Annotated in this window: 26 protein-coding genes, 1 tRNA gene and 1 other RNA gene; 13 read left to right on the plus strand and 15 right to left on the minus strand. The window is 70.6% G+C overall.

What is annotated here, in order from left to right; translation table 11 throughout:
* Position 1: 1 nt before the first annotated feature.
* Together AERO9AM_RS11575 and AERO9AM_RS11580 are read right to left on the minus strand one after the other, a co-directional pair.
* Positions 2-646 (minus strand): CoA transferase subunit B, encoded by a 645-nt coding sequence (locus AERO9AM_RS11575; RefSeq protein ID WP_201298625.1) that lies wholly within the window; start codon positions 644-646, stop codon positions 2-4.
* 1 nt (position 647) lies between these two features.
* On the minus strand, positions 648-1,436 hold the full coding sequence (locus tag AERO9AM_RS11580; protein WP_159577511.1) for a CoA transferase subunit A: 789 nt from the start codon (positions 1,434-1,436) through the stop codon (positions 648-650).
* A 160-nt stretch (positions 1,437-1,596) separates the two neighbouring features.
* Here AERO9AM_RS11580 and AERO9AM_RS11585 point away from each other — a divergent pair, with 160 nt between their 5' ends.
* The 5 genes from AERO9AM_RS11585 (at position 1,597) to AERO9AM_RS11605 (ending at position 5,483) form a co-directional block, all read left to right on the plus strand.
* Entirely contained in the window at positions 1,597-2,394 is a 798-nt protein-coding gene (locus tag AERO9AM_RS11585) for an IclR family transcriptional regulator (RefSeq protein WP_159576271.1), read from the plus strand.
* A 129-nt stretch (positions 2,395-2,523) separates the two neighbouring features.
* Positions 2,524-2,955 (plus strand): MarR family winged helix-turn-helix transcriptional regulator, encoded by a 432-nt coding sequence (locus AERO9AM_RS11590; RefSeq protein ID WP_159576272.1) that lies wholly within the window; start codon positions 2,524-2,526, stop codon positions 2,953-2,955.
* Positions 2,952-4,181 carry an MFS transporter gene (locus AERO9AM_RS11595; protein ID WP_159576273.1) on the plus strand — a complete coding sequence of 410 codons (1,230 nt, stop codon included), beginning with the start codon at positions 2,952-2,954 and terminating at the stop codon, positions 4,179-4,181. The genes AERO9AM_RS11590 and AERO9AM_RS11595 overlap by 4 nt, the downstream gene beginning before the upstream one ends.
* A 124-nt stretch (positions 4,182-4,305) precedes the next feature.
* Complete coding sequence (locus tag AERO9AM_RS11600; RefSeq protein WP_159576274.1) at positions 4,306-4,581, plus strand: hypothetical protein; 276 nt, start codon at positions 4,306-4,308, stop codon at positions 4,579-4,581.
* 305 nt (positions 4,582-4,886) lie between these two features.
* Positions 4,887-5,483 carry a M15 family metallopeptidase gene (locus AERO9AM_RS11605; protein WP_159576275.1) on the plus strand — a complete coding sequence of 199 codons (597 nt, stop codon included), beginning with the start codon at positions 4,887-4,889 and terminating at the stop codon, positions 5,481-5,483.
* A 176-nt stretch (positions 5,484-5,659) separates the two neighbouring features.
* Here the strand turns inward: AERO9AM_RS11605 and AERO9AM_RS11610 are convergent.
* Positions 5,660-5,735 (minus strand) — tRNA-Lys (locus AERO9AM_RS11610).
* 163 nt (positions 5,736-5,898) lie between these two features.
* Between AERO9AM_RS11610 and AERO9AM_RS11615 the strand changes: the two genes are divergently transcribed.
* Both AERO9AM_RS11615 and AERO9AM_RS11620 read left to right on the plus strand, forming a co-directional pair.
* The gene (locus AERO9AM_RS11615) at positions 5,899-6,723 is read left to right on the plus strand and encodes an inositol monophosphatase family protein (protein ID WP_159576276.1); all 825 of its coding nucleotides are present in this window, start codon (positions 5,899-5,901) and stop codon (positions 6,721-6,723) included.
* A complete protein-coding gene (locus AERO9AM_RS11620) occupies positions 6,723-7,301 on the plus strand; it encodes a hypothetical protein (RefSeq protein WP_159576277.1) in 579 nt (192 codons plus the stop codon). Before AERO9AM_RS11615 ends, AERO9AM_RS11620 begins: the two co-directional genes overlap by 1 nt.
* Positions 7,302-7,622: 321 nt before the next feature.
* Here the strand turns inward: AERO9AM_RS11620 and ssrA are convergent.
* Together ssrA and AERO9AM_RS17510 are read right to left on the minus strand one after the other, a co-directional pair.
* Positions 7,623-7,992, minus strand: a transfer-messenger RNA (tmRNA) gene (gene ssrA, locus AERO9AM_RS11625).
* A 180-nt stretch (positions 7,993-8,172) separates the two neighbouring features.
* Positions 8,173-8,715 (minus strand): hypothetical protein, encoded by a 543-nt coding sequence (locus AERO9AM_RS17510; protein ID WP_236602595.1) that lies wholly within the window; start codon positions 8,713-8,715, stop codon positions 8,173-8,175.
* On the opposite strand from AERO9AM_RS17510, the gene AERO9AM_RS11635 reads away from it, so the two are divergent.
* Positions 8,680-9,336, plus strand: coding sequence for an SIMPL domain-containing protein (locus tag AERO9AM_RS11635; RefSeq protein WP_159576278.1), 657 nt, complete (start codon positions 8,680-8,682; stop codon positions 9,334-9,336). The genes AERO9AM_RS17510 and AERO9AM_RS11635 overlap by 36 nt on opposite strands.
* 50 nt (positions 9,337-9,386) lie before the next feature.
* Here AERO9AM_RS11635 and hflX read toward each other — a convergent pair whose 3' ends face one another.
* Positions 9,387-10,892, minus strand: a complete 1,506-nt coding sequence (gene hflX, locus AERO9AM_RS11640) for a GTPase HflX (RefSeq protein ID WP_159576279.1) — start codon at positions 10,890-10,892, stop codon at positions 9,387-9,389.
* 74 nt (positions 10,893-10,966) lie between these two features.
* Between hflX and AERO9AM_RS11645 the strand changes: the two genes are divergently transcribed.
* Positions 10,967-11,608: a class I SAM-dependent methyltransferase gene (locus AERO9AM_RS11645; protein ID WP_159576280.1), complete on the plus strand. Its 642-nt coding sequence runs from the start codon at positions 10,967-10,969 to the stop codon at positions 11,606-11,608.
* A 5-nt stretch (positions 11,609-11,613) separates the two neighbouring features.
* On the opposite strand, the gene dapF is transcribed toward AERO9AM_RS11645, so the two are convergent.
* Positions 11,614-12,486 carry a diaminopimelate epimerase gene (gene dapF, locus AERO9AM_RS11650; RefSeq protein WP_159576281.1) on the minus strand — a complete coding sequence of 291 codons (873 nt, stop codon included), beginning with the start codon at positions 12,484-12,486 and terminating at the stop codon, positions 11,614-11,616.
* A gap of 151 nt (positions 12,487-12,637) precedes the next feature.
* Here dapF and AERO9AM_RS11655 point away from each other — a divergent pair, with 151 nt between their 5' ends.
* On the plus strand, positions 12,638-13,258 hold the full coding sequence (locus AERO9AM_RS11655; RefSeq protein WP_159576282.1) for a ClpP family protease: 621 nt from the start codon (positions 12,638-12,640) through the stop codon (positions 13,256-13,258).
* Position 13,259: 1 nt separating this feature from the next.
* Positions 13,260-13,925: a ClpP family protease gene (locus AERO9AM_RS11660; RefSeq protein WP_159576283.1), complete on the plus strand. Its 666-nt coding sequence runs from the start codon at positions 13,260-13,262 to the stop codon at positions 13,923-13,925.
* Here AERO9AM_RS11660 and AERO9AM_RS11665 read toward each other — a convergent pair.
* Entirely contained in the window at positions 13,907-14,275 is a 369-nt protein-coding gene (locus AERO9AM_RS11665) for a helix-turn-helix domain-containing protein (RefSeq protein ID WP_159576284.1), read from the minus strand. The genes AERO9AM_RS11660 and AERO9AM_RS11665 overlap by 19 nt on opposite strands.
* A 191-nt stretch (positions 14,276-14,466) precedes the next feature.
* Here AERO9AM_RS11665 and AERO9AM_RS11670 point away from each other — a divergent pair, with 191 nt between their 5' ends.
* Positions 14,467-14,718 (plus strand): DUF4242 domain-containing protein, encoded by a 252-nt coding sequence (locus tag AERO9AM_RS11670; RefSeq protein WP_045251811.1) that lies wholly within the window; start codon positions 14,467-14,469, stop codon positions 14,716-14,718.
* 16 nt (positions 14,719-14,734) lie between these two features.
* Entirely contained in the window at positions 14,735-17,302 is a 2,568-nt protein-coding gene (locus tag AERO9AM_RS11675; RefSeq protein WP_159576285.1) for an ATP-binding protein, read from the plus strand.
* A gap of 23 nt (positions 17,303-17,325) precedes the next feature.
* On the opposite strand, the gene AERO9AM_RS11680 is transcribed toward AERO9AM_RS11675, so the two are convergent.
* From AERO9AM_RS11680 to AERO9AM_RS11710, 7 genes are all read right to left on the minus strand, one after another.
* Positions 17,326-17,823 carry a GNAT family N-acetyltransferase gene (locus AERO9AM_RS11680; protein WP_159576286.1) on the minus strand — a complete coding sequence of 166 codons (498 nt, stop codon included), beginning with the start codon at positions 17,821-17,823 and terminating at the stop codon, positions 17,326-17,328.
* Positions 17,816-18,793 (minus strand): tRNA (adenosine(37)-N6)-dimethylallyltransferase MiaA, encoded by a 978-nt coding sequence (gene miaA, locus AERO9AM_RS11685; RefSeq protein ID WP_159576287.1) that lies wholly within the window; start codon positions 18,791-18,793, stop codon positions 17,816-17,818. The genes AERO9AM_RS11680 and miaA overlap by 8 nt, the downstream gene beginning before the upstream one ends.
* Entirely contained in the window at positions 18,790-20,340 is a 1,551-nt protein-coding gene (gene miaB, locus AERO9AM_RS11690; RefSeq protein ID WP_159576288.1) for a tRNA (N6-isopentenyl adenosine(37)-C2)-methylthiotransferase MiaB, read from the minus strand. The genes miaA and miaB overlap by 4 nt, the downstream gene beginning before the upstream one ends.
* Positions 20,341-20,418: 78 nt before the next feature.
* The gene (locus AERO9AM_RS11695; protein WP_236602596.1) at positions 20,419-21,123 is read right to left on the minus strand and encodes a regulatory protein RecX; all 705 of its coding nucleotides are present in this window, start codon (positions 21,121-21,123) and stop codon (positions 20,419-20,421) included.
* A 225-nt stretch (positions 21,124-21,348) separates the two neighbouring features.
* Positions 21,349-22,398: a recombinase RecA gene (gene recA / locus AERO9AM_RS11700; protein WP_159576290.1), complete on the minus strand. Its 1,050-nt coding sequence runs from the start codon at positions 22,396-22,398 to the stop codon at positions 21,349-21,351.
* A gap of 272 nt (positions 22,399-22,670) precedes the next feature.
* On the minus strand, positions 22,671-22,895 hold the full coding sequence (locus AERO9AM_RS11705; RefSeq protein WP_159576291.1) for a DUF3046 domain-containing protein: 225 nt from the start codon (positions 22,893-22,895) through the stop codon (positions 22,671-22,673).
* Between the two features lie 7 nt (positions 22,896-22,902).
* A complete protein-coding gene (locus tag AERO9AM_RS11710) occupies positions 22,903-23,211 on the minus strand; it encodes a helix-turn-helix domain-containing protein (RefSeq protein ID WP_045251803.1) in 309 nt (102 codons plus the stop codon).
* Positions 23,212-23,333 lie beyond the last annotated feature (122 nt).

Here is a 23,333-nt window from a genome sequence, read left to right on the forward strand (position 1 = left end):
ATCACTCCAGTCCTTCGGCGACGAGCAGCGGGGGCTCCGTCGCAGCCTTCACATCCTGCACGCTCACACCGGGGGCGAGCTCCACGAGCCGGAGCCCCTCGGGCGTGACGTCGATCACGGCCAGATCCGTGATGATCCGGTGCACGACGCGGCGGCCGGTGAGCGGCAGCGAGCACTCGTTCACGATCTTGGCGGAGCCGTCACGGGCGACGTGCTCCATCAGCACGATCACGCGACCGGCGCCGTGCACCAGATCCATCGCGCCGCCCGGCCCCTTGACCATCTTCCCGGGGATCATCCAGTTCGCGAGGTCCCCCGCGGCGCTCACCTGCATCGCGCCGAGGATGGCGGCGTCGATCTTGCCGCCCCGGATCATGCCGAAGCTCAGACCGGAGTCGAAGAACGCGGCGCCCGGCAGCGTCGTCACGGTCTCCTTGCCTGCGTTGATGAGGTCGGGGTCGACCGCGTCCTCGGTGGGATACGGCCCGACACCCAGGATGCCGTTCTCCGACTGCAGCACCACCGTGACGCCGTCCGGCACGTGGTTGGGCACGAGGGTCGGCAGCCCGATGCCGAGGTTCACGTAGGAACCGTCGGCCAGCTCCTGCGCGGCGCGCGCCGCCATCTCGTCGCGTGTGAGCGCCATGTCAGGCCTCCCCGGTTCCCGCAGCGGCAGCCGCACGCACCGTGCGGCGCTCGATGCGCTTCTCGATGTCCGGACCGACCTCGACGATCCGGTGCACGTACACGCCCGGCAGGTGCACGCGATCGGGATCCAGCTCCCCCGGCTCGACGAGCCGTTCGACCTGGACGATGCAGACGCGGCCGGCCATCGCCGCGAGCGGGTTGAAGTTGCGGGCCGCCTTGTTGAAGATCAGGTTCCCGTGCCGGTCGCCCACGGCCGCGTGCACGAGCGCGAAGTCTGTCGTGATCGCCTCCTCGAGCACGAACTCGCGCGGTACCCCGTTCACTTCGAAGGTGCGCACCTCCTTCACCGGCGACGCGATCGCGACGGACCCGTCGCTCGCGTACCGTCGCGGCAGACCGCCCTCGGCGACCTGCGTGCCGACGCCGGTCTGGGTGTAGAACGCCGCGATGCCGGATCCGCCGGCGCGCAGCTTCTCGGCGAGCGTTCCCTGCGGCGTGAGCTCGACCTCGAGCTCACCGGAGAGGAACTGGCGTTCGAACTCCTTGTTCTCACCCACGTAGGAGGAGGTCATCTTGCGGATCCGCTGGGCGCCGAGCAGCAGGCCCAACCCCCAGTCGTCCACGCCGCAGTTGTTGCTGACCACGCTGAGCTCGGAGGTCCCCTGCGCCAGCAGCGCCCGGATGAGCGCGCTCGGATTGCCGGAGAGCCCGAACCCGCCGACGGCGAGCGAGGCGCCGTTCGGGATGTCGGCCACAGCCTCGGCCGCGGAGGGCCATTGCTTGTCAATGCCGCGATGGCTGGAGGGCTTGTCAATGCCGCGATGGCTGGAGGGCTTGTCGATCACGCGTCACTCCTTCGTGGGATCTCCCCTCCACTGTGCGCCGAGGCGAGGGGGCGCTCAAGCCCGCGCTTGCGATGTGGGCGCCGCCGTCGGTAGCGTCCACATCATGGAACAGCCCGCCTCGACCAAGCGCACCGTGCCCGGCGCACAGGCGATCGCCCGCGCCGCCGAGCTGCTGCGCCTCGTCACCGCGTCCCCGGAGGGCGCCGCGCTGCAGCGCCTCGCCGCGACCTCCGGCCTCAGCCGTTCCACGGCGCACCGCCTGCTCTCCGCGCTGCGTGCCGAGGGCCTGGTCGACCAGGATCCGCACACCGCCCTGTGGATGCCCGGGCCGGAGCTCTATCTCATGGGAACAGTGGCCGCGGCGCGCTACGACATCACCGAGATCGCGCGCGACATCGTGCGCTCCCTCGCGGTGAAGACCGAGGAGAGCGCGTTCCTCTCCGTGCGCCGGGCGGATGAGACGGTGTGCCTGCTGCGCGAGGAGGGCGCCTTCCCGATCCGCTCCTTCGTGCTCAGCGAGGGCGTGCGCTTCCCGCTCGGCGTCGCCAGCGCGGGACTGGCGATCCTCGCCTTCCTCCCCGACCACGATGTGGATGCCTATCTGGCCCGGCACTCCGAGCTGGGCGAGCGCTGGGGGCACACTCACGCCGAGAAGCCGCTGCGGCGACGCCTGGAGGAGACCAAGGCACGCGGGTACGCCGTCAATCCCGGGCTCATCGTCGAGGGCAGCTGGGGCATGGGCGCCGCGGTGTTCGACCGCGACGGGCGGCCGGAGTGGGCGCTGAGTCTCACCGGGGTGGAGTTCCGCTTCGGCCCGGACCGGCTGCCGACGCTCGGCCGCACACTGCTCGCCCACGCGCACCAGCTCTCCGCGCGCATCGCCGGTCGCACCGCCCGCTGACGCCGTTCTCCCGCGTCCCGGCGCTCAGGTCGCAATATCTGCTGCTCCGCACCATCCGGAACAGCAGTTATTGCGACCCGAACAGAGATGACCTTGCCATTTATATACCGACAGATATATACTTTTGGTATGAATCACGGCGAGATCCTGCAGTCGATCGTGTTCTCGGCGCACGCGCTCACCCGCATCGCGGCCCAGGAGGCCGGCAACGATGCTCCTGCGGCGCAGTGGCGGGCACTGAGCCTGCTCGACGGCCGCGACGGGCAGCGCGTGGGAGAGCTGGCGAAGGCCAGCCGCACCACGCAGCCCGGCATGACCCGCATGCTGGGCCAGCTCGAGCAGGAGGGACTGGTGCTCCGCTCCCCCGACCCCGAGGACTCCCGGGCGACGGTGGTCACGATCACCGACGCCGGCCGGCAGGCGCTGCACGCCTGGCGCGATGAGCTGCAGCGCGTCCTCGCCCCGAGATTCAGCGACCTCGACGACACGGACTGGCACCACCTGGCCCGCGCCGCGGAGATCCTGCGCACGCATTCGCTTCTGGAAAGGACAGCACGTTGAGTTCCACCGATTCCTCGGTATCGATCTGGAGACAGCCCGCCCAGGTGTGGGCCGTCGCCTTCGCCTGCGTCGTGGCGTTCATGGGCATCGGATTGGTCGACCCGATCCTGCCCGCGATCGCCGAATCCCTGAAGGCCACGCCGGTGCAGACCGAGCTGCTGTTCACCAGCTACCTGCTCGTCACGGGTGTCGCGATGCTGTTCACCAGCTGGATCTCCAGCCGGATCGGCGCCAAGGCGACCCTGCTCGTCGGGCTCGCGTTCATCGTCGTCTTCGCGCTGTTCTGCGCGCTGAGCGGCAGCGTCGACGCCATCATCGGGTTCCGCGCCGGATGGGGACTCGGCAACGCGCTGTTCATCTCCACCGCGCTCGCCACGATCGTGGGGGCGGCCAGCGGCGGATCCAGCGCCGCCATCATCCTGTACGAGGCGGCCCTCGGCCTGGGCATCGCGATCGGCCCCCTCCTCGGCGGACTCCTCGGCGAGATCGCCTGGCAGGGCCCGTTCTTCGGCGTCGTCGCGCTCATGGCGATCGGCTTCATCGCGGTGCTCACCCTGCTCCGCGGCCCGTTCGAGAAGCGCGAACCCGTGCCGTTCTCCGCCCCGTTCAAGGCGCTCGGTCGTCCCGCGCTGACCGTGCTCGCGGTCGCCGCGCTGTTCTACAACATCGGGTTCTTCGTGCTCCTGGCGTTCTCGCCGTTCCCGCTCGGCTTCGGGGCGATCGGGATCGGACTGACCTTCTTCGGCTGGGGTGTGGCCCTGGCGGTGACGAGCGTCTGGGTGGCGCCGATCCTGCTGCGCCGCATGCCGATCACGCGGATCATCCTCTTCGTGCTGCCGCTGCTCGCCGTCGACCTGATCGTGGCGGGGATCCTGGTCGCGATCCCGGCAGCGCTGGTCGTCTGCATCATCATCGGCGGCCTGCTGCTGGGCATCATGAACACGGTGCTCACCGAGGCGGTCATGGAGGCGACCGACCTGCCCCGCTCGGTGGCGTCGTCCGCCTACTCGGCGGTCCGCTTCATCGGCGGCGCCGTCGCCCCGCCGCTGGCCGCGCTGCTCTCGCACCTGTGGGGCGACACCGTGCCGTACCTCTTCGCAGGAGTGTCGGTGCTCGTCGCTGCCGCCGTGGTGCTGTTCGGCCGCCGGGCCCTCGCCCACATCGATCGCGGCTCGCACGACTCCACAGAAGACGCCGAGGCGATCCTCATCGGCGACGCCGCCTGAGGATCCGCGCCTGCCCGAGGCGCCGCGAACAGCCCGTCCCGCACACCGCTGCGCGGGACGGGCTTCGTCGTCGGCACGGGACGTCGGAGGCCGCATCCACGGCCACGCGCTCTACGCTGGAGACATGCTCATCGGTGTCATCCGCCCTGTCGAATCCAAGACCCACACCGTGCAGGCCGAGGAGCTGGACGAGATCCAGGATCTCCTCGCCGCCGAGACGCCGGAGGGATGGCAGCTCGCCTCCGCTCCGGTCGCCATGGCGAAGAAGGATACGGTCCTCACCGCTGTGGGTACGATCGTCCGCCGCGACGGAGTGCGCGAGATCGAAGCCGACGACATGACCGCGCTCGAGGCGAAGGTCCCCGAGGGGTATCAGCTCCTCTCGGTGCGCGCCGTCTGATTCCTCGCCCGAGTCGCGGTACGCTCGAACCGGACCGGCTCTCTCAGCCTCAGGATCCGCGACGACGCCGTCCGCCCACAAACCTCGCGCCGGCCATGCGCGTTCCGCTCTGATATTCCGATATGCCACATTCGCCTCGCTCGCAACAGGGCCCGCTCGCGGGCTCTGCGATCTCCCGCCGTGCCCTTCTCGCCGGAGCCGGCATTGCCGCGGGGTCTTCCATCGTCGGGCTGAGCCCTCCATCGCCCGCGGCTGCGGCTGTCGGCTGGGGCGGGTATTCGAACGGTCAGATCCCGCTCAGCGCGATGACGCAGGTTGCCGGCTTCTACTTCCGCACCGATGCCGGCGGAGCATTAGCCGCGATGCGGGAGGCCTATTCCTCCGCGGTCGGACGCGCGCTGATCATCAATGACGGCTACCGCGACCTAGCCGGCCAGTGGGCGGCGTGGAACGATTACCTGCACGGCGGGGCTCTCGCTGCCTACCCGGGGACCTCGAACCACGGCTGGGGCATCGCCGTCGACTTCGGCGGCGAAGTCTTCACCAGCTCGACGAGCGCCGGGCACCGATGGCTCCAGTCCAACGCGGCACGCTTCAACTGGTGGTGGGCCGGCCGAGATTTCAGCCAAGTCGAGAACTGGCACTGGGAGTTCAATGGTATTTACTCCCCACAAGACCCGACTCCGATCGATGAGGAAGAAGACATGTCCGTCCAGCTCTGGCTGTATACCCCGACCAACTCGCTCCTGCTCGTCGACCACCTCAACATGACGTATCGAAATCTCGGCAACGCCAACACGCTCGAGCGCTCCATCTTCGACGGCAAACCATATCGAGTCATCGGCGAGCCCGCCTGGACGCAGAACTTCGGCCGTTTCAAGGGCATCTCCAGTCCGGCCTGAGAGCGGAATCTCCGGCTCTTCGAGCAGCGACAGCCTTGCCTCGCGGTTAGTCCGTACCCGCGGCCGGCCGGATCGCCATCCGGGCGCTTTCCCATCCCTCGGAGCGCGGCGGGATTGAGCGGTGCACGCATGCAGAAGGCCCGATCGGAATGGAGTTCCGACCGGGCCTTCTGCGCTGGTGCACCCCCTGGGACTCGAACCCAGAACCCACTGATTAAGAGTCAGTTGCTCTGCCGATTGAGCTAGAGGTGCTCGGCGGGCCGGTTCCCCGACCGAGGAATCACATTACCAGCGGATCCGATGGAAGCGAAATCGGGGCCGCCTCGGCGTGCATCCCTGGCGTGTCGCCGGTTCCGATTGCGCTCCGAGCCGGATCCGGTCAGGGTGCCGCCGCTCACGCCCGTATCCTGGAGCGGTGTCTGAGACCCGCGCCGATGCCGATTTCCAGAGCGACCTCGACCTCGCTCTCCGCCTTGCCGATGCCGCCGACGCGCAGTCGCTGCCGCGCTTCGACGCCGCAGACCTCAACGTGTCGCTGAAGGCGGACCGTTCCCATGTCACCGACGCCGACCTCGCGACCGAGCGCGCGATCCGCGAGATCCTGCAGGCGGAGCGCCCGGAGGACGGGATCCTCGGCGAGGAGTTCGGCACCTCGGGAGATGCCCGCCGCCAGTGGATCATCGATCCGATCGACGGGACGGCGAACTTCCTCCGCGGTGTGCCGATGTGGGGCACGATGATCAGCCTCGCGATCGAGGGGGTCGCGCAGGTGGGCGTGGTCAGCATGCCCGCCCTCGGCCGCCGCTGGTGGGCGGCGCCGGGCCTCGGCGCCTGGGCGTCGACCGACGCCGAGCCGCGCGCCATCCGGGTGTCGGACGTCGCGACCCTCGACGACGCGAGCGTGAGCTTCCAGAGCATCGCGCAGTGGGATGAGGCAGGGCACCTCGACGCCCTCATCGCGCTGAGCCGGCGGGTCTGGCGCGATCGCGCCTACGGTGACGTGTTCTCGTACATGATGCTCGCCGAGGGGCGCATCGACATGGTCGCCGAGTTCGGCGTCAAGGAGTACGACATCGCCGCAGCGTTCGCGATCGTGACGGAGGCCGGCGGCACGGCGACCGCGTTCGACGGCACCCCCACGCTCGCCGGGCTCTCGGCCCTCGCCACGAACGGCGTGCTGCATGACGCGTTCCTGACGCAGCTGCACGGGACCGAGGCCCCTCCGGCGGCCGATCGCTGATGCGTCGCGCGTCCCGGGTGCTGGCCGGAGCGGTTCTCGCCGCCGGCGTGCTCGCGGCCGCGACGGCGTGCAGCGGGGGCGCCTCCCCCGCACCTTCCGCGACACGCTCGGCGGCGACCGCCTCATCCGCCTCGCCCTCGCCGTCCCCCGATGCGACCGACGTGCCGGCCGCCTCGCCGCGGCCGTTGAATTGCGAGACCCTGATCCCGTCCGACACCGTGGCTGCCCTGCACAAGCAGGGCTGGGCGGCCGCGCAGCGCGACTTCGTGATCGGATCCGCGACGATCCCCGGCGGCATCGCCTGCCTGTGGGCGGATCCGACCACTGCCTCCGACCACGGACTGCTGTACGGCTGGGCGCCGATCTCCGGTGCCGATGCCGTGGCTCGCGAAGCGGAGCTGGTCTCGGAGGGCTGGGTTCGCGAGGACAGCGACCGGGGCGTCTACATCACGGCCGATCCGCGCACCTCGCTCAGCAAGGATGCGGAGGGCTACGGCATGACCTACCTGTTCGGCCGCGGATGGGTGTCCGTCTCGGACACGAAACAGGGCCTCATCCTGATCGACCCGAAGGGCTGAGGAACACGACCCTCCCTGCGACCATGACTCACGAGGACCGGCCTCACCGTTCGCGCGACATTTCTCGCAATGGGTGAAGAACGCGCGTAATGAAGTCGCCTCCGCGCGGTCTCATCCATTGCACGGCTTCCGCGCCCTCGGTTCCAGATGCCGATCGGCGCATCCCGTTGCCGTGTTACGCCACTGGGGATGGCGGGTGCGGCCGGTCGTCCCACCGGCCGCACCGAATCGCCTGGCCGGGAACGCCGCGCGCTCAGCACGAAAAAGCCCCCGGATCCCATACGAGTTGGGATCCGGGGGCTTCCAACCGCGACAACGGTGTGGTGGAGCTGGGGGGAATCGAACCCCCGTCCAACGCTGAGTCTCCACGCCTTCTCCGGGCGCAGTCTGTGCAGACGTTCTACTCGGCTCCGACCTTTGTCACAGACACCTAAGTCGACAAGCCCAGCCTGGGAAGAGTCCCACGTGACGTCCAGACGCCGTCACGCAGCAAGATTCCTAGATGACGCCAGGATCCGTATCGGAATCACATACGGTCTGACGGACTATCGGGCTCGCTTAGGCAGCGAGGGCGAAGTCAGTGCGCTTTGCATTGGCACTTATTGTTTTGCAGGGGGCGTTCACGAGATAACCCTGCATCCTCGGCCCGCTTCTCGTGGATTCACAGGCGCTGTCGAAACCGATCAGCCCCGTGGACCTTCTCGCGAAGGAACCGTTGTCGCACTGTTGACTTACCAGCGGGCGCCGCAGCACCCGAGCATCACAGACTACAACGGATCCGGAGACTCCGCCATTCCCGGCCGCGCCGACAGGGTGCCCCGGCCCCTTCGCCGAGGCACCTCTGCTCACCAGTGACCGGAGTACGGCGCGATCACTTCCCGCCGCTGCCGTTGCACGCCATCCCCGGTGACGGCACGAACTCCTTCAGGCCGGCCTTCACGAAAGACCCGTAGGACTGCACTCCGTGATACCGGTCGACGCCGCCCGGGCTCTGGTTCCCGCGCATCGCGATGGCATCGTCATCGAAGCCGGGAGGGTTCGCCTCGATCGCGTCCAGCCGATCGAGTCCGGAATAGGCGCACTCGGACGCCGCATGGGACGGGCCGGAGGTCGGATCTCCATTCCCGTTCGTCTCACCTGCATAAGCCGCGCTGGATCCCGCTGCAACGAGCCCCAGCGCGATCGCACAGCCGATCGCCAGTCGTTTCATCTGGTCTTCCTCCTTCACGCAGTTTCCTTCGCCGAGGCGCGGAACTGCGCCGCGGTGGCCGAAGTCTACGCGCGCGGCCCGGCGGCGTGAAGAGCAGGCCGGTTCTCGCCGGCCCGCGCAGGCATCGGCCTCGGCGGTCGCACACGAGGCGTGCCGTAGAGTCGCGGCATGAGCGAGGTCGTCATCACCGTCCGGGGCGAGCACCAGGTGCGCATCGCGCCCGAGCGAGCCGTCGTCACACTGTCCGTCGCACTCGATGGCCCGGATCGCGAGTCCGTCATCGCGCGGACCGTGGCGCTCTCCGAACCCGTCCGTGAAGCGCTCTCCCGTCGTCAGGCCGACGGCACCGTGGAGGCGTGGTCGAGCAGACGCCTCGCCGTCCGCGCGGAGCGCCCGTGGAGCAACGACGGCACGCGCCTCGCCCTCGTGCACCATGCCTCCGTCGACTTCAGCGCGACGTTCCTCGACTTCGCCGACCTCTCGTCCTGGGTCGCCGATGTGTCCGCGGAGGAAGGGGTGTCCGTCGACGGCACGCAGTGGACTCTCACCCCGGAGACCCGCACCCGTGTCGAGCAGGAGGTCGCCGCCGAGGCCGTCCGGGTGGCCGTGAAGCGGGCGACCGCCTACGCCTCGGCGCTCGGGCTGGCCTCGGTCGAACCGATCGAGATCGCCGACGCCGGTCTGATCAGCGATTCCAGCGCCACCGACGCGTCACCGAAGGCGATGCGGGCATTCGCTGCGCCTCCGACGCCCTCGGGCCTCGAGCTGCACGGCGACGACATCACGGTGTCCGCGACCGTCGAGGCGAGGTTCGTCGCCGCCTGACCGCCGGGCACCGCAATGCGGACGGGCGCGCGCCCAGGGGCCGAGCGGTCTCAGGCGGCGTAGGGCGCGAGCTCGGCCGCGAGGCGCTCGCCCACGTGCGCGTGGATCCGGGTGCCGGCCTCCTCGTGCGCGACCTCGAGCAACAGCCCCGTCTCGTGCACCGCCGCGACCAGGTCGCCCCGGTCGTAGGGCACGACCGCGCGGATCTCGACGGCCGGCTTCGGCAGCACCTCGTCGATCGCGGCGCGTAGCTCGGCGATCCCCTCGCCGCTGCGCGACGACACGAAGTGCGCGGCCGGAACCAGTCCGCGCAGCACCATCCGCTCATCGTCGTCGAGCAGATCCGCCTTGTTGAACACCACGATCTCGGGGATGCTGCGTGCACCCACGTCGCCCATGACGTCGCGCACCGTCTTGATCTGCCCGGCCGGATCCGGGTGGGATCCGTCCACGACGTGCACGATGACGTCGGCGTCCGCGACCTCCTCCAGCGTGGAGCGGAACGCCTCCACGAGCTGATGCGGCAGGTTGCGCACGAACCCGACGGTGTCGGTCAGCGTGTAGACGCGCCCGTCAGCGGTCTCGGACCGGCTCACCGTCGCGTCGAGCGTGGCGAACAGCGCGTTCTCCACGAGCACCCCGGCACTGGTGAGCGCGTTGAGCAGGCTGGACTTCCCGGCGTTGGTGTAGCCGGCGATCGCCACGGACGGGATGGTGTGGCGCCTGCGCTCGGCGCGCTTGGCCTCGCGTGCCGGCTTGAACTCGCGGATCTGCTTGCGCAGCATCGCCATCCGGGTGCGGATGCGACGGCGGTCGAGCTCGATCTTCGTCTCACCGGGGCCGCGCGAGCCCATGCCCGCACCACCCGCGCCGACCTGGCCACCGGCCTGGCGGCTCATCGATTCACCCCAGCCGCGCAGTCGCGGCAGCAGGTACTCCAGCTGCGCGAGCTCCACCTGAGCGCGGCCCTCACGGCTCTTCGCGTGCTGGCTGAAGATGTCGAGGATCACCGTGGTGCGGTCGATCACCTTCACCTTGACGACGTCCTCGAGCGCGCGCCGCTGGCTCGCGGCGAGCTCGGTGTCGGCGATCACCGTGTCCGCGCCGACGGCGGCCACGATGTCCTTGAGCTCCTGCGCCTTGCCGCGGCCGAGGTAGGTCGCCGGATCCGGGTGCGGCCGCCGCTGCAGCAGGCCGTCGAGCACCACCGCACCAGCGGTCTCCGCCAGCGCGGCGAGCTCGCGGAGCGAGTTCTCGGCGTCCTCCTGCGCACCCTGCGGGTACACGCCGACGAGCACCACGTTCTCCAGACGGAGCTGGCGGTACTCGACCTCCGTGACGTCCTCAAGCTCGGTGGACAGGCCCGCCACGCGTCGCAGCGCGTGCCGCTCCTCCAGGTCCCACTGCTCGCCGTCCGCAGAGGTGTGCCCGGCGGTGGCTGTGTCCTGCAGCGCCTGAGCCGCTCCGAACACGTGCGATTCCGCCCGTCGTTCGGCCGCCTGCAGGACGCGCTCGACAGCGTCGCCGTGCTCGTCATGTGTTGTGGACTGCGTCATCCGCACCTTTCTTGCGCCCGACGTTTCGCGCGGGCGCCTTAACTTTATCTGGGAGTGTCCGCTACGCTCGCTGCATGGGGTCGGACCACTACTTCACTGCGGCTCCCGCAAGCCCCGAGAACCTCCGCAGGATCAGGGTGACCCTTGCGGGCCGAGAGGTCGAACTCACCACCGCGGCAGGGGTGTTCAGCCCCGATCATGTGGACGTCGGCACCTCTGTGCTCCTTGCCAACACCCCGCCCCCGCCGCCCGGCGGGCACCTGCTGGATCTCGGCTGCGGCTGGGGGCCGATCTCACTGTCCCTCGCGCTCGCCGCTCCGCACGCCACCGTGTGGGCGGTCGACGTGAACGAGCGCGCCCTCGATCTGGTTCGCCGCAACGCCGCCGAACTCGGCCTCGACAATGTCAACGCCGTGACGCCCGACGATGTTCCCGCCGACGTGACGTTCCGCACGATCCGCTCGAATCCCCCGATCCGGGTCGGCAAGAGCGAACTGCACGATCTGCTGGAGCGCTGGATCCCCCGCCTCGACGAGCGTGCGGACGGCTGGTTCGTGGTGAGCCGCAACCTCGGCGCGGACTCCCTGCAGCGCTGGCTGGCCGCGACGTTCGACGACGGCTACAGCGTGTGGCGGGCGACCACCGGCCGCGGCTTCCGAGTGCTCAAGGTCCGCCGTCACGGCACGCCGCGCACGGAGTCCATCACGCTGCCGTAGCGGTCTCAGGCGAGCTCGATCTCCCCGGAGAACGCGAGCTGCGCAGGACCGGACAGGAACACGTGCTCCCCGTCCGCACCGGGCCCCATGGTGACCCGCAGGGTGCCGCCGGGGACCTCGACGAGCCATTCGTCCGGCGCCCCGGCGCCCGCCCAATGCCGCACGGCGAGAGCGGTCGCGGTGATGCCGGTGCCGCAGCTGAGGGTCTCCCCCACGCCGCGCTCGAACACGCGCATGCGCACCCGGCCGATGCCGTCCTGCACGAGCGGCTCCGCAGGGACCACGAACTCGACGTTCGCGCCGTGCTCGGGCATCGGCGCGAGCTCGGGCCCGTGGGTCAGCTCGAGGCCGTCGAGCTCGGCGTCGGAGGCGATCGCGACCACGACATGCGGGTTGCCGACGTCGATGCCCAGGCCGGGCCGCGGCACGTCGAGCCCCGCGGCGCGGGCCAGCGGGTCGTGCCCGGACAGGCGCCAGGCGCCGATGTCCACGCGGTACCCCTCCGGACTGCGTGTGACGATGCGCACGCCCGCACGGGTGCCGATCGCGAGGGACGCCCCCTCGTCGAGGTCGGCGAGCCCGGTGCGCAGCAGGTAGTGCACGAACACGCGCACCCCGTTGCCGCACATCTCGGCGATCGAGCCGTCGGCGTTGCGGTAGTCCATGAACCACTCGGCCGCTGGGTCCTCGGCGAGCGCCGCAGTCCCCTCCGGGAGCGCTGCGGAGCGCACCACGCGCAGCAACCCGTCGGCGCCGATGCCGAAGTGACGGTCGCACAGCGCGGCGACCTGATCGGCGCTGAGGTCCAGGGAGCCGTCGGGGTCGGCGATGATCACGAAGTCGTTGCCGGTGCCCTGCCCCTTGGTGAATGCGACCATGCGTCGATTCTAGGGTGGCGCGCCGGTGCGCCCGCCGTGCGCGACGACCGCCGCCGCCCCCTGCGGCTCCCCGATCCGGCTCTGCCTGCGGCGGATCCGCCCGGAGCAGATCCGCTGGCGCCGTCGCCGGCGGCCGCCGCACGCTGGGGGCATGACCGATGACATGCCCCGCAACCTCTTCGACGCCGAGACGCGCCGGATGCTGTTCGCCCGCCGGGTGCTCGTGCTCGACGGGGTCCTGGACGATGACAACGGCGTGCTGCTCATGACGCAGCTGCTCGCCCTCGCCGCCGAGGATCCGGACGCAGAAATCACGCTCTGGATCCACTCGCCCGGCGGGTCCGTCCCGGCGATGCTCGCGATCCGCGACCTCATGCGCACCGTGCCGTGCGACGTCGCCACCGTCGCCTTCGGGCTCGCCTGCAGCGCCGGCCAGTTCCTGCTCTCGGCCGGCACGAAGGGCAAGCGCCGCGCCCTCCCGCACAGCCGGATCCTGCTGCATCAGGGCTCCGCCGGGATCGGCGGGACGGCGGTCGACGTCGAGCTGCAGGCGGCGGACCTCCGGCACACCCGGGACACCGTGCTCGGGCTCATCGCCGAGGACACCGGACAACCGCTCGACCGGGTCTTCGAGGATTCCCTGCACGACCGCTGGTACAGCGCCGAGGAGGCCCTCGCCTATGGCTTCATCGACGAGATCGCCACCGGCTTCGCGGCGGTGCTGCCGCCCCTCACCCGCCGCACCATCGGCCTGACCGCAGAAGGAGCCTGACATGGCCTCGTTCCTCGTCCCGAACGTCATCGCGAGCTCCCCGCGCGGCGACCGCGTCCTCGATGTGTACTCGCACCTCCTCGCCGAGCGCGTCATCTACCTCGGCACCCCGCTCGACGCGGACGTCGCGAACGTCCTCGTCGCGCAGCTTCTGCACCTCGACTCCACCGGAAGCGACCGGGACATCCAGCTCTACATCAACTGCGAAGGCGGGGATCCGAGCGCCATGCTCGCGGTGTACGACACGATGCGCTTCATCCGCTCGGATGTCGCGACGTTCTGCGTCGGTCAGGCCGTGGCGGTCGGGGCGGTCCTGCTCGCCGCCGGGGCCGCCGGGAAACGGGCCGCGCTGCCGCACGCCCGGGTGATCCTGCACCAGCCGGCCGCGCAGGGCCGCGGCACCATCCCCGACCTCATCCTGCAGGCGGACGAGGTCGTGCGGGTGCGCGACAGCCTCGAGCAGATCCTCGTCGCGCACACCGGGCAGAGCGCGGAGCGTCTGCGGGCGGACACCGACCGGGATCTGGTGCTGACGGCCGCGGGCGCACGCGACTACGGCCTCGTGGACCAGGTGGTCGAGCAGGCCCCGCCGCAGCGGAGCGCGCTGCCCGCGGCGAGCGCCGGCGCGAGCGCCGGTGCCGGGGCCGGTCAGGCCGCCAGCGCGTAGGCCGCGCGAACGGGCTGCGCGGCCGCGCGCGCCGGAACGGAGGCACCCGCGGAGATCCGCTCGGCGACCCCGAGGGTGAGATCGAGCAGGGTCAGCTCGAGGGCGCCGGACACCGCGGCGAGCATCTCGCTGGACGGCTCCTTGAGACCCCGCTCCATCTCGGACAGGTACTGCGGGGAGACGCCGGCGCGCTGAGCGGTCTCGGCGAGCGTCTCTCCGCGATCGGCGCGGGCATCGCGCAGCAGCTCCCCCACCACGGAGCGCCAGAGCCGTTCCGGCTCGGTGGCACGATGCGGGCGGTCGTCCTGCGCGGTGCGGTCGATGCGGGGGATCTCCGGTGTGGCGGTCATGGCGCCATGGTAGGCACGGTGCTTCCGACGCCGCGAGCGGATCCGCTCTGAGCAGAACCCTGCGCCGCGCACGGCCGAATGCCGCCACGGCGGCCTCGAAAGATGGGTGAGTTCCCCGATCCCGGATCTGCGCTCGAGAGATGGAATCGAAGAGCGGGACAACCCCGCGATCTCACCGAAAGGAGACGCTCATGGCGCTCTACATGGATGTCCACACTCTCGACGGCCCGGTCACGATGGCCGATGTCGCCGCCGCGCACGCCGCCGACCTCGCCACGCAGGACCAGCACGGCGTGCACTACCTGCGCTACTGGGTCGACGAGTCCGCGGGGAAGATCTTCTGCCTCGTCGACGCGCCCGACGCGGAAGCCGCGAACACGGTGCACCGCGAGGCGCACGGTCTCGTCGCCGACGAGATCCATCTCGTCAACGAGGGTGTCTGAGCGGTTGAATGAGAGCGTGCTCGTCGAACGGGAGGCCCTCCTGGCCGAGCTCGTCACCGATCTCGACGACGCGCTCGCCGGATCCGGTCGCGTCGTCTTCCTGGGCGGCGAGGCCGGAGTCGGCAAGACCGCGCTGGTGCGCTCACTCGCCCGGGCCGTGCGCTCCCGCTGCCGTGTGCGCATCGGGGGTGCGGACAACATCACGACACCGGGTCCGCTCGGCGCCGTCCAGGACGCGATACCGGAGATCTCCGCCTCGGTCACGGCCGGCGGGGACCGGATCCGGCTGTTCCAGAAGCTCCGCGATCTGATCGGCTCGACGCCCGGCCTGCTCGTCCTCGAGGACCTGCACTGGGCGGATGAGGCGACGCTGGACGCGCTCCGCTTCCTCGCACGACGGATCGAGTCCGCGCCGGTGCTGGTGGTGGTCACCTACCGGCACGACGAGATCACGGCGCGGCATCCGCTCACCGCGCTGCTCGGCGACCTCGCCACGGTGAGCGAGGTGCGCCGGATGCTCGTGCCGCCGCTGACCGTCGACGGCGTCGCCCGGCTGGTCGCGGCCTCGGGCGATGCCGTCGATCCGGGCGCCCTGCATCTGCGCACCGGAGGGAACGCCTTCTTCGTGACGGAGAGCCTGGCGGTCGGAGGGGTCGCGCTGCCCGCCACGGTCAGCGACGCCATCCTCGCCCGCGTCGCACGGCTGACCCCCGCCGCCCAGGACGTGGCGGCCGCCGCCGCGATCGTCGGCCCCGGCGCGGACGCGGATCTGCTCGCGCGAGTCGGCGCGCAGTCGGTGGACGCCGTGGACGAGTGCGTCGACGCCGGCGTGCTGATCGAACTCGACGGAGCCTTGGGGTTCCGTCACGAGCTCGCCCGGGAGGCGGTCGAGGCGAGCCTCTCGGCCGTGCGCCGCCGGCAGCTGCACGGGCGTGCGCTGCACGCGCTCACCGAGCGGACTCCGGAGGACCACCGCGCCCTCGCCCACCACGCGGCAGGCTGCGGGGACGAGGCAGCGGTGGTCGCGCACGCCGCGGCCGCCGCGGAGAAGGCCGCGCATGCGAGCGCGCACAGGGAGGCGGCGGAGCACTACCGGCTCGCGCTGCGGCACTGCATCGGCAGCGCCGAGCGGGCGGCGCTGTTCGTCGCGCTGTCCTACGAGTGCTATCTGACCGACCAGCTGCCGGAGGCGCTCACCGCGAGGCAGCAGGCACTGGAACTGCACGAGCTCGTGGGCGACACGCTGCGCCGCGGAGACGACGAGCGGTGGCTCTCTCGGCTCTCCTGGTTTTCCGGGCGGGGCGGGGACGCGGAGCGGTACGGCCGCCGCGCCGTCGCGACCCTGGAACAGGAGCCACCGGGCGTGGAGCTCGCGTGGGCGTACAGCAACTACGCCCAGCTGCGGATGCTCGCCGAGGATCCGGAGGAGGTCGAGTTCTGGGGACGCAAGGCCCTCGACCTCGCCCGGGCCCTGGGCCGGCAGGACATCGAGAGCCACGCGCTGAACAACCTCGGCACGGCGGAGCTCCAGTCCGGCCGTGTGGAACAGGGGCAGCGCGACCTGACCCGCAGTCTCGAGATCGCCCGCGCCGCCGATCTTCCCGAGCACGTCGCGCGGGCGTACACGAACCTCGGCTCGTCGGCCGTGCTGCAGAAGCGCTTCGCCGACGCGCACGCCGCGCTCGACGCCGGGATCGCCTTCTGCGAGGACCGCGACCTCGACTCCTGGGCCTGCTACATGTCCGCGTGCCTCAGCCTCGCCCTCGTTGACGAGGGCCGCTTCGAGGAGGCCCTCGCCGCCGCCGATTCGCTGCTCGACCACATCGGAACCGCTCCGGTCTCCCTCATGCCCGCGGCGGGAGCGGCGGCCCGAGTGCTGGCCCGACGGGGATCCGACGCGACGGCGCGGCTGACGCTCGCCCAGCAGCTGGCCGTGGAGGCCGGCGAGCTGCAGCGGCTCGCCCCCGCGGTGTGCGCTGCCGCCGAGCACGCCTGGCTCACCGGCGACGCGGGGGCCATCGGCGCGCTGACCGCATCGACGTGGGAGCTCGCTCTCGCCCACGACGAGGAATGGGCCGTGGGTGAGCTCGCCTGGTGGCGCATGCTCGGCGGCGCGGACTTCGAGGCGGGCCGGCGCGTGGCGGAGCCGTTCGCGCTCATGCTCGCCGGAGACCCGAGGGCCGTCTCGGCATGGTCCGAACGCGGCTGCCCGGTGTGGGCCGCATACGCCGCGATGCTCGACTCGGATCCGGCCGCAGTGGACCACGGCATCCGCGTGCTCGACGGGCTCGGCGCCGCCGCCGTGGTCGACGCGATCCTCCGCACCCGGCGCGAGCGCGGTCTGGCGCTCCCCCGCCGGCCCCGGGCGCAGGCGCGCGGCAACCCGGCTCAGCTCACCGCGCGGGAGCTCGAGGTGCTGGGGCTGCTGGGCGAGGGCCTGTCGACCCCGGACATCGCCGAGCGCCTGATCCTGTCCCGGCGCACCGTCGAGCACCACATCGCCGCGGTGCTCCGAAAGCTCGGCGAACCGACACGGGGCCGCGCCGTCGCCGCGGCGACGCGTCTAGGACTGCTGCCGGTCTGAGGGCGCCTGCGCGCGGCGGCCGTTCAGACGTCGTGGATGAGGCGCTTGCCGGTGTTGCTCACCTCGAAGCGCTCGTAGCCGAGCGCGTCGTAGAAGCCGAGCACGTGCTCGTTCCCCCGGCGGACCATGAGCTGCACCTTCGGACAGCCCATCGCGAGCAGGAGCCGCTCCGCTTCGGCGACCAGCGCGCGGCCGATTCCCGCACCGCGCCGCTCGGATGCGCTCGCGAGGTAGTAGAGCCAGCCGCGGTGTCCGTCGTAGCCCGCCATCACCGATCCGACGATGCGCGTGGCATCCGTCGTCTCCGGATCCGGTTCCTCCGCTGCTGCGCCCTTCGCTCCGGCCCCGACGGGCGCCGGTTCCTCGGCGACGAGGAAGAGCTCGGGCTGCACGGCGAGCTTCCGCTCGATGTCGGCGCGGGGGTCGTTCCACGGCCGGGTGAGGCCGGCGTCCTCCCAGAGCGCGACGACCGCATCCGTGTCGCGACGCTCGAACGCCCGGATCCTGATGCCCTCACTCATCCGCTCCCCCTCCCACGATGGCGTGCACGTCGATCGGCTGAAGGGCGTCGATCCACTCCGCCTCCGTGTACCGCCGGAACCACGACACCTGCCGACGCGCATACCGCCGGGTGAGCGCCTGGGTCTCGGCGATCGCCTGGTCCTCGGTGAGGGCGCCCTCGAGCTGCGCGAGAGCCTGCGCGTACCCGATGGCGCGGCGTGCGGTCGTGCCCTGCTCGAGCCCTTCCTCGCGCAGCTGTTGCACCTCGGCGAGCATGCCCTCGGCCCACATCCGCTCCACCCGGCGGTCGAGCCGCTGCACCAGCGCGGTGCGGTCGACGCCGAGGGCCAGCACACGCGTCTGCGGGTGCCAGAGCACCGGCTGATCCGGCAACGCGGCGCCGTGCGTGCGCTCGCCCTGGGCGAGCACCTCGAGCGCGCGAACGATGCGCCGGCCGTTTCGGGGGTCGATCCGTGCAGCGGTCTGCGGATCCTGCTCCTGGAGGCGCGCCAGCAGCGGGCCCGTACCGTGCTCCTCCAGCTCCGCCTCGAGCCGGGCGCGCAGCCCGGGATCCCGCGGCGGGAAGCGGAAGTCGTAGAGCACGCTGGAGACGTAGAGCCCGGATCCGCCGACGAGGACGGCGTCGGCGCCACGGCCGTGGATCTCGGCGATCGCCTCACGGGCGCGCGGCTGGTACCAGGCGACCGCTGCTTCTGCGGTCACATCGAGCACGTCCAGGAGATGATGCGGGATCCCGCGGCGTTCCGCGACCGGGACCTTGGCCGTGCCGACGTCCATGCCGCGGTACAGCTGCATGGCGTCGGCGTTCACGATCTCGGCGCGGCGACCGCGCGCGGCGAGGGCCTCCACGAGATCCAGGGAGAGGTCGCTCTTCCCCGTGCCCGTCGCCCCGACGACCGCCCACAGCCGCGGCACGGTCGCCGATCCGTCGAGGGGAGCGGCGACCGGCACCGTTGCGGGCTCGGTCACACGCCGACGCGGAGCGTCGGCAGGCCCAGGGACACCGCCCGCGGCTTCCCGTCCGCCGCGGGCGCGGCCGGCACCGCGCAGGACTCGGACTGCGCACGGTCCCACGCGTCGCCGCCACGGGTGCGCCGGATGCGGAGCGGCGCGCCGTCGGGCGCGTCCGCGAGCAGGTGGAACGGCGCGGCGTGCGTGATGGTGACCGTGACAACGTCGCCGGGACGAGGCCGTTCGGATCCGTTCGGAAGCTCGAAGTGCACGAGCCGATTGTCCTCGGCGCGTCCGGTGAGACGGTGGGTCTCGGCGTCCTTCTTGCCCTCGCCCACGGACACGAGCACCTCGACCTCGCGGCCGAGCTGCTTCTGGTTCTCCTCGAGAGAGATGCGCTCCTGCAGGGCGATCAGGCGGTCGTAGCGCGCCTGGACGACCTCCTTCGGAACCTGGTCCTCCATCGTCGCCGCGGGCGTGCCCTCGCGGATCGAGTACTGGAACGTGAACGCGCTCGCGAAACGGGCCTGCTCGACGACGCGCATCGTGTCCTCGAAGTCCTCCTCGGTCTCACCGGGGAAGCCGACGATGATGTCCGTCGAGATCGCCGCGTTCGGGATCTTCGCCCGCACGCGGTCGAGGATGCCGAGGAACTTCTCGCTGCGATACGAGCGTCGCATGGCGCGCAGGATCCGGTCGCTGCCGGACTGCAGCGGCATGTGCAGCTGGGGCATGACGTTCGGCGTCTCGGCCATGGCATCGATGACGTCGTCCGTGAAGGCGGCCGGGTGCGGGCTGGTGAAGCGGATCCGCTCCAGGCCCTCGATCTCCCCCGCCGCCCGGAGGAGCTTCCCGAACGCCTGACGGTCGCCGAACTCGACGCCGTAGGAGTTGACGTTCTGGCCGAGCAGGGTGACCTCGATCGCACCGTCCTCGACGAGCAGGCGGATCTCGTTGAGGATGTCGCCGGGGCGGCGGTCCTTCTCCTTGCCGCGCAGGCTCGGCACGATGCAGAACGTGCACGTGTTGTTGCAGCCGACGGAGATCGACACCCAGCCGCTGTGCGCCGAGTCGCGCCGGGTCGGCAGGGTGGACGGGAACACCTCGAGCGACTCGAGGATCTCCAGTTCGGCCTCACCGTTGTGGCGGGCGCGCTCGAGCAGCCCCGGGAGCGACCCCATGTTGTGCGTGCCGAACACGACGTCGACCCAGGGGGCCTTGTCGAGCACGGCCTGCTTGTCCATCTGCGCGAGGCAGCCGCCGACGGCGATCTGCATGCCCGCGTGCTTGTCCTTGCGGCTCTTCAGGTGGCCCAGTGTGCCGTACAGCTTGCCGGCGGCGTTGTCGCGCACGGCACAGGTGTTGATGATGACGATGTCGGCCTCGTCGTCGGCCCCGGCGCGGACGTAGCCTGCGCTCTCCAGCGATCCGGAGAGCCGCTCGGAGTCGTGCACGTTCATCTGGCAGCCGAAGGTGCGCACCTCGTAGGTGCGCGGACGCCCGGCCTCATCGAGCGCCGCGGCGGAAGGCGCGATGATCGTGGGCTCTGAGAGGGGAATGGTCATAGTGCCTGCCATTCTACTTTCGCCCGGTGGGAATCGGATCGCTCGGAGCGTGCGGCGCGAACGGTCGGCGCGGCGACGTCAGCTCTCTTCGAACCGCACTCTGCCGACGCCCGCGCCGCGCTGCGCCTCGCGCCATGCGGTGCGAGCCGCCGTCAGCGCGGTGCTCCCGCCGTAGCCCCGGCGGGACAGCTGACCCACGAGGCGCCGGATGGCCGTGTCCTCGTCGTAGCGGCGCAGGCTCGAGACCTTGGACCGCGCGTAGTCGAGGGCGCGCTCGGCATCATCGTCCTCCAGCACGGAGAGCGCCTCATCGGCGATCTCGCGCGGGATCCCCCGCTGGCTGAGCGTCCGCGCGATCGCGACCCTCCCCTGGCCCTTCCGCTGCGAGCCCGAGGTCACCAGCAGTTCGGCGAGGGAGACGTCGTCGAGATAGCCGCGCTGTTCGAACTCCCCGATGATCGAGTCTCTGTCCTCTGCGGAGACGCCGAACTCGCGGAGCGCGTCCCGCGCCTCTCTGCTCGACAGCTGCTTGGAGCGCAGCCTGCGGACCAGAGACTCCGTCGCCGCCGCGATCGGATCATCCGCCGCGGCAGCCTCCGCCTCCTGGTGCCGCCCGACGGCGCGCAGACCGCGTCGCTGGCCCGAGGTCGCATGCTGCGCCTCGCCGTCCGACTCCTCGGCCGCAAGGGCCGCTGCAGCCGGGTGCCGAAGGCTGGGTCCGCGTCGTTCCGCCGCCGACTCCTCAGCCCAGGTCGAGCGCCACTCCGCCTCGGTCCTGGGCATGCCGGCGCCCGCACCTGCCGGGCCCGGTCGACCCGCAGCCTCGGACCGGCGTGCTCCGAAGAGCGGGATCACGGGGGCGAGGCGCTCGCCGTCGGACGGCGCCCCGCTCCCGTTATCCATAGCTCACCCCGGTTGTTGAGCGACGTCGAAACACGGTTGTTGAGCGAGGTCGAAACACGGTTGTTGAGCGACGTCGAAACACGGTTGTTGAGCGACGTCGAAACATCAAGCCGGGCGGCGCTGGGCCAGCTCGTCGGTCGCCGCGACGGTCGCCGCGGCGCCGCCGATGCCGAGCTTCTGCTTGATCTGCGTCTCGATCGTCTCGGCGATGTCCGGGTTCTTCAGCAGGAAGTTCCGGGCGTTCTCCTTGCCCTGGCCGAGCTGGTCGCCGTCGTAGGTGTACCAGGCACCCGACTTCTTCACGATGCCGTGGTCGACACCGAAGTCGATCAGGCTTCCCTCGCGGGAGATGCCCGTGCCGTACAGGATGTCGAACTCGGCCTGCTTGAACGGCGGAGCCATCTTGTTCTTCACGACCTTGACGCGGGTGCGGTTTCCGACCGCCTCGGCGCCGTCCTTCAGCGTCTCGATGCGACGGATGTCGAGGCGGACAGACGCGTAGAACTTCAGCGCCTTTCCACCGGCCGTGGTCTCCGGGGAGCCGAAGAACACGCCGATCTTCTCGCGCAGCTGGTTGATGAAGATCGCGGTCGTCTTGGTCTGGTTCAGGCCACCGGTCAGCTTGCGCAGCGCCTGAGACATCAGGCGCGCCTGCAGACCCACGTGCGAGTCGCCCATCTCACCCTCGATCTCGGCGCGCGGCACGAGGGCCGCGACGGAGTCGATGACGACGAGGTCGATCGCGCCGGAGCGGATCAGCATGTCGGCGATCTCGAGCGCCTGCTCACCCGTGTCGGGCTGGGAGACCAGCAGCTGGTCGATGTCGACGCCGAGCTTCTTCGCGTAGTCGGGGTCGAGCGCGTGCTCCGCATCGACGAAGGCCGCGATGCCGCCCGCGCGCTGCACGTTCGCGATCGCGTGCAGGGTCAGCGTGGTCTTACCCGAGGACTCGGGGCCGTAGATCTCGATGATGCGGCCGCGCGGCAGTCCGCCGACGCCGAGGGCCACGTCGAGGGCGATCGAACCGGTCGGGATGACCTCGACGGGGGCGCGCTCGTCGCTGCCCAGCCGCATGACCGAGCCCTTTCCGAACTGCTTGTCGATCTGGGCGAGTGCCGACTCCAGGGCCTTCTCGCGGTCTGCGGGTGAGGGCATGACGTGCTCCTTCGTGCTCGTGAACTGCCGCCTGTAGGCTGTCGCGGCCGCCCCGGCTGGGGCGAACTCTCCGACAAGGCGTATGACCTCGTGGTCATGAGGAACACGGTAGGAGGGGCCACCGACATAGCGCCGGAATCGCCTCGATCCGTGGGGAACCCGATCACGAAACCATTTGTGCAGGACGATACCCGCATCTCGAACATGTCTTCGACGACACGCCGGCACGAGACGGATCCGGGATCGAACACCGGGGAACCCGCGGTGCCGGCTCAGCGCCGCTTCGGCTCGAGCCGCCCCGCCCCGTAGCGCCGCGATTCCGGCACATCCGTCTCGGCGCACAGCGCCAGCCACACCTCACGCGGAGGCACGCCGGCCTCCATAGCCTGCGCAGCGGTGCGGCCGCCGACGGCCGTCAGCACGAGATCCGCCACGAGGGCAGCACCGCGCGAGCCGAACTCCGCGTCCACCGCGCGGAGGAATTCGCTTCGCCGCATCCGACGATCAGCGCAGGGACAGCTCGGACTCGACCGATGCCACCAGCTCGTCCGGGACGACGTCCGGGATGACCTGCAGGCCCTCGAGCACGGCGATACGGTCGCCGACCTCGCGCATGATCGTCGAGATAGGCACGTCGAGCGCCTCGGCGACCGAGGCGAGGATCTCGCTCGACGCCTCCTTCTGACCGCGCTCGACCTCGCTGAGGTATCCGAGAGCGACCGACGCCTTGCCGGCGACCTGGCGGAGGGTGCGGCCCTTCTGCAGACGGAAGTCCCGCAGCACGTCACCGATCTCCTGTCGTACGAGAATCATCGGGACCTCCTCTCCCCCATCGCCCCGGCGTGGCCGCCGGATCGGATGGTCAGTCTAACCCGACCTGACATGTTCGACACTAGTGTTTCGTCCTGTGCATTGAATGTGAGCACACTCGACTC

The sequence above is a fragment of the Microbacterium sp. 8M genome, from assembly GCF_902506375.1.
Classification (GTDB): Bacteria; Actinomycetota; Actinomycetes; order Actinomycetales; family Microbacteriaceae; genus Microbacterium.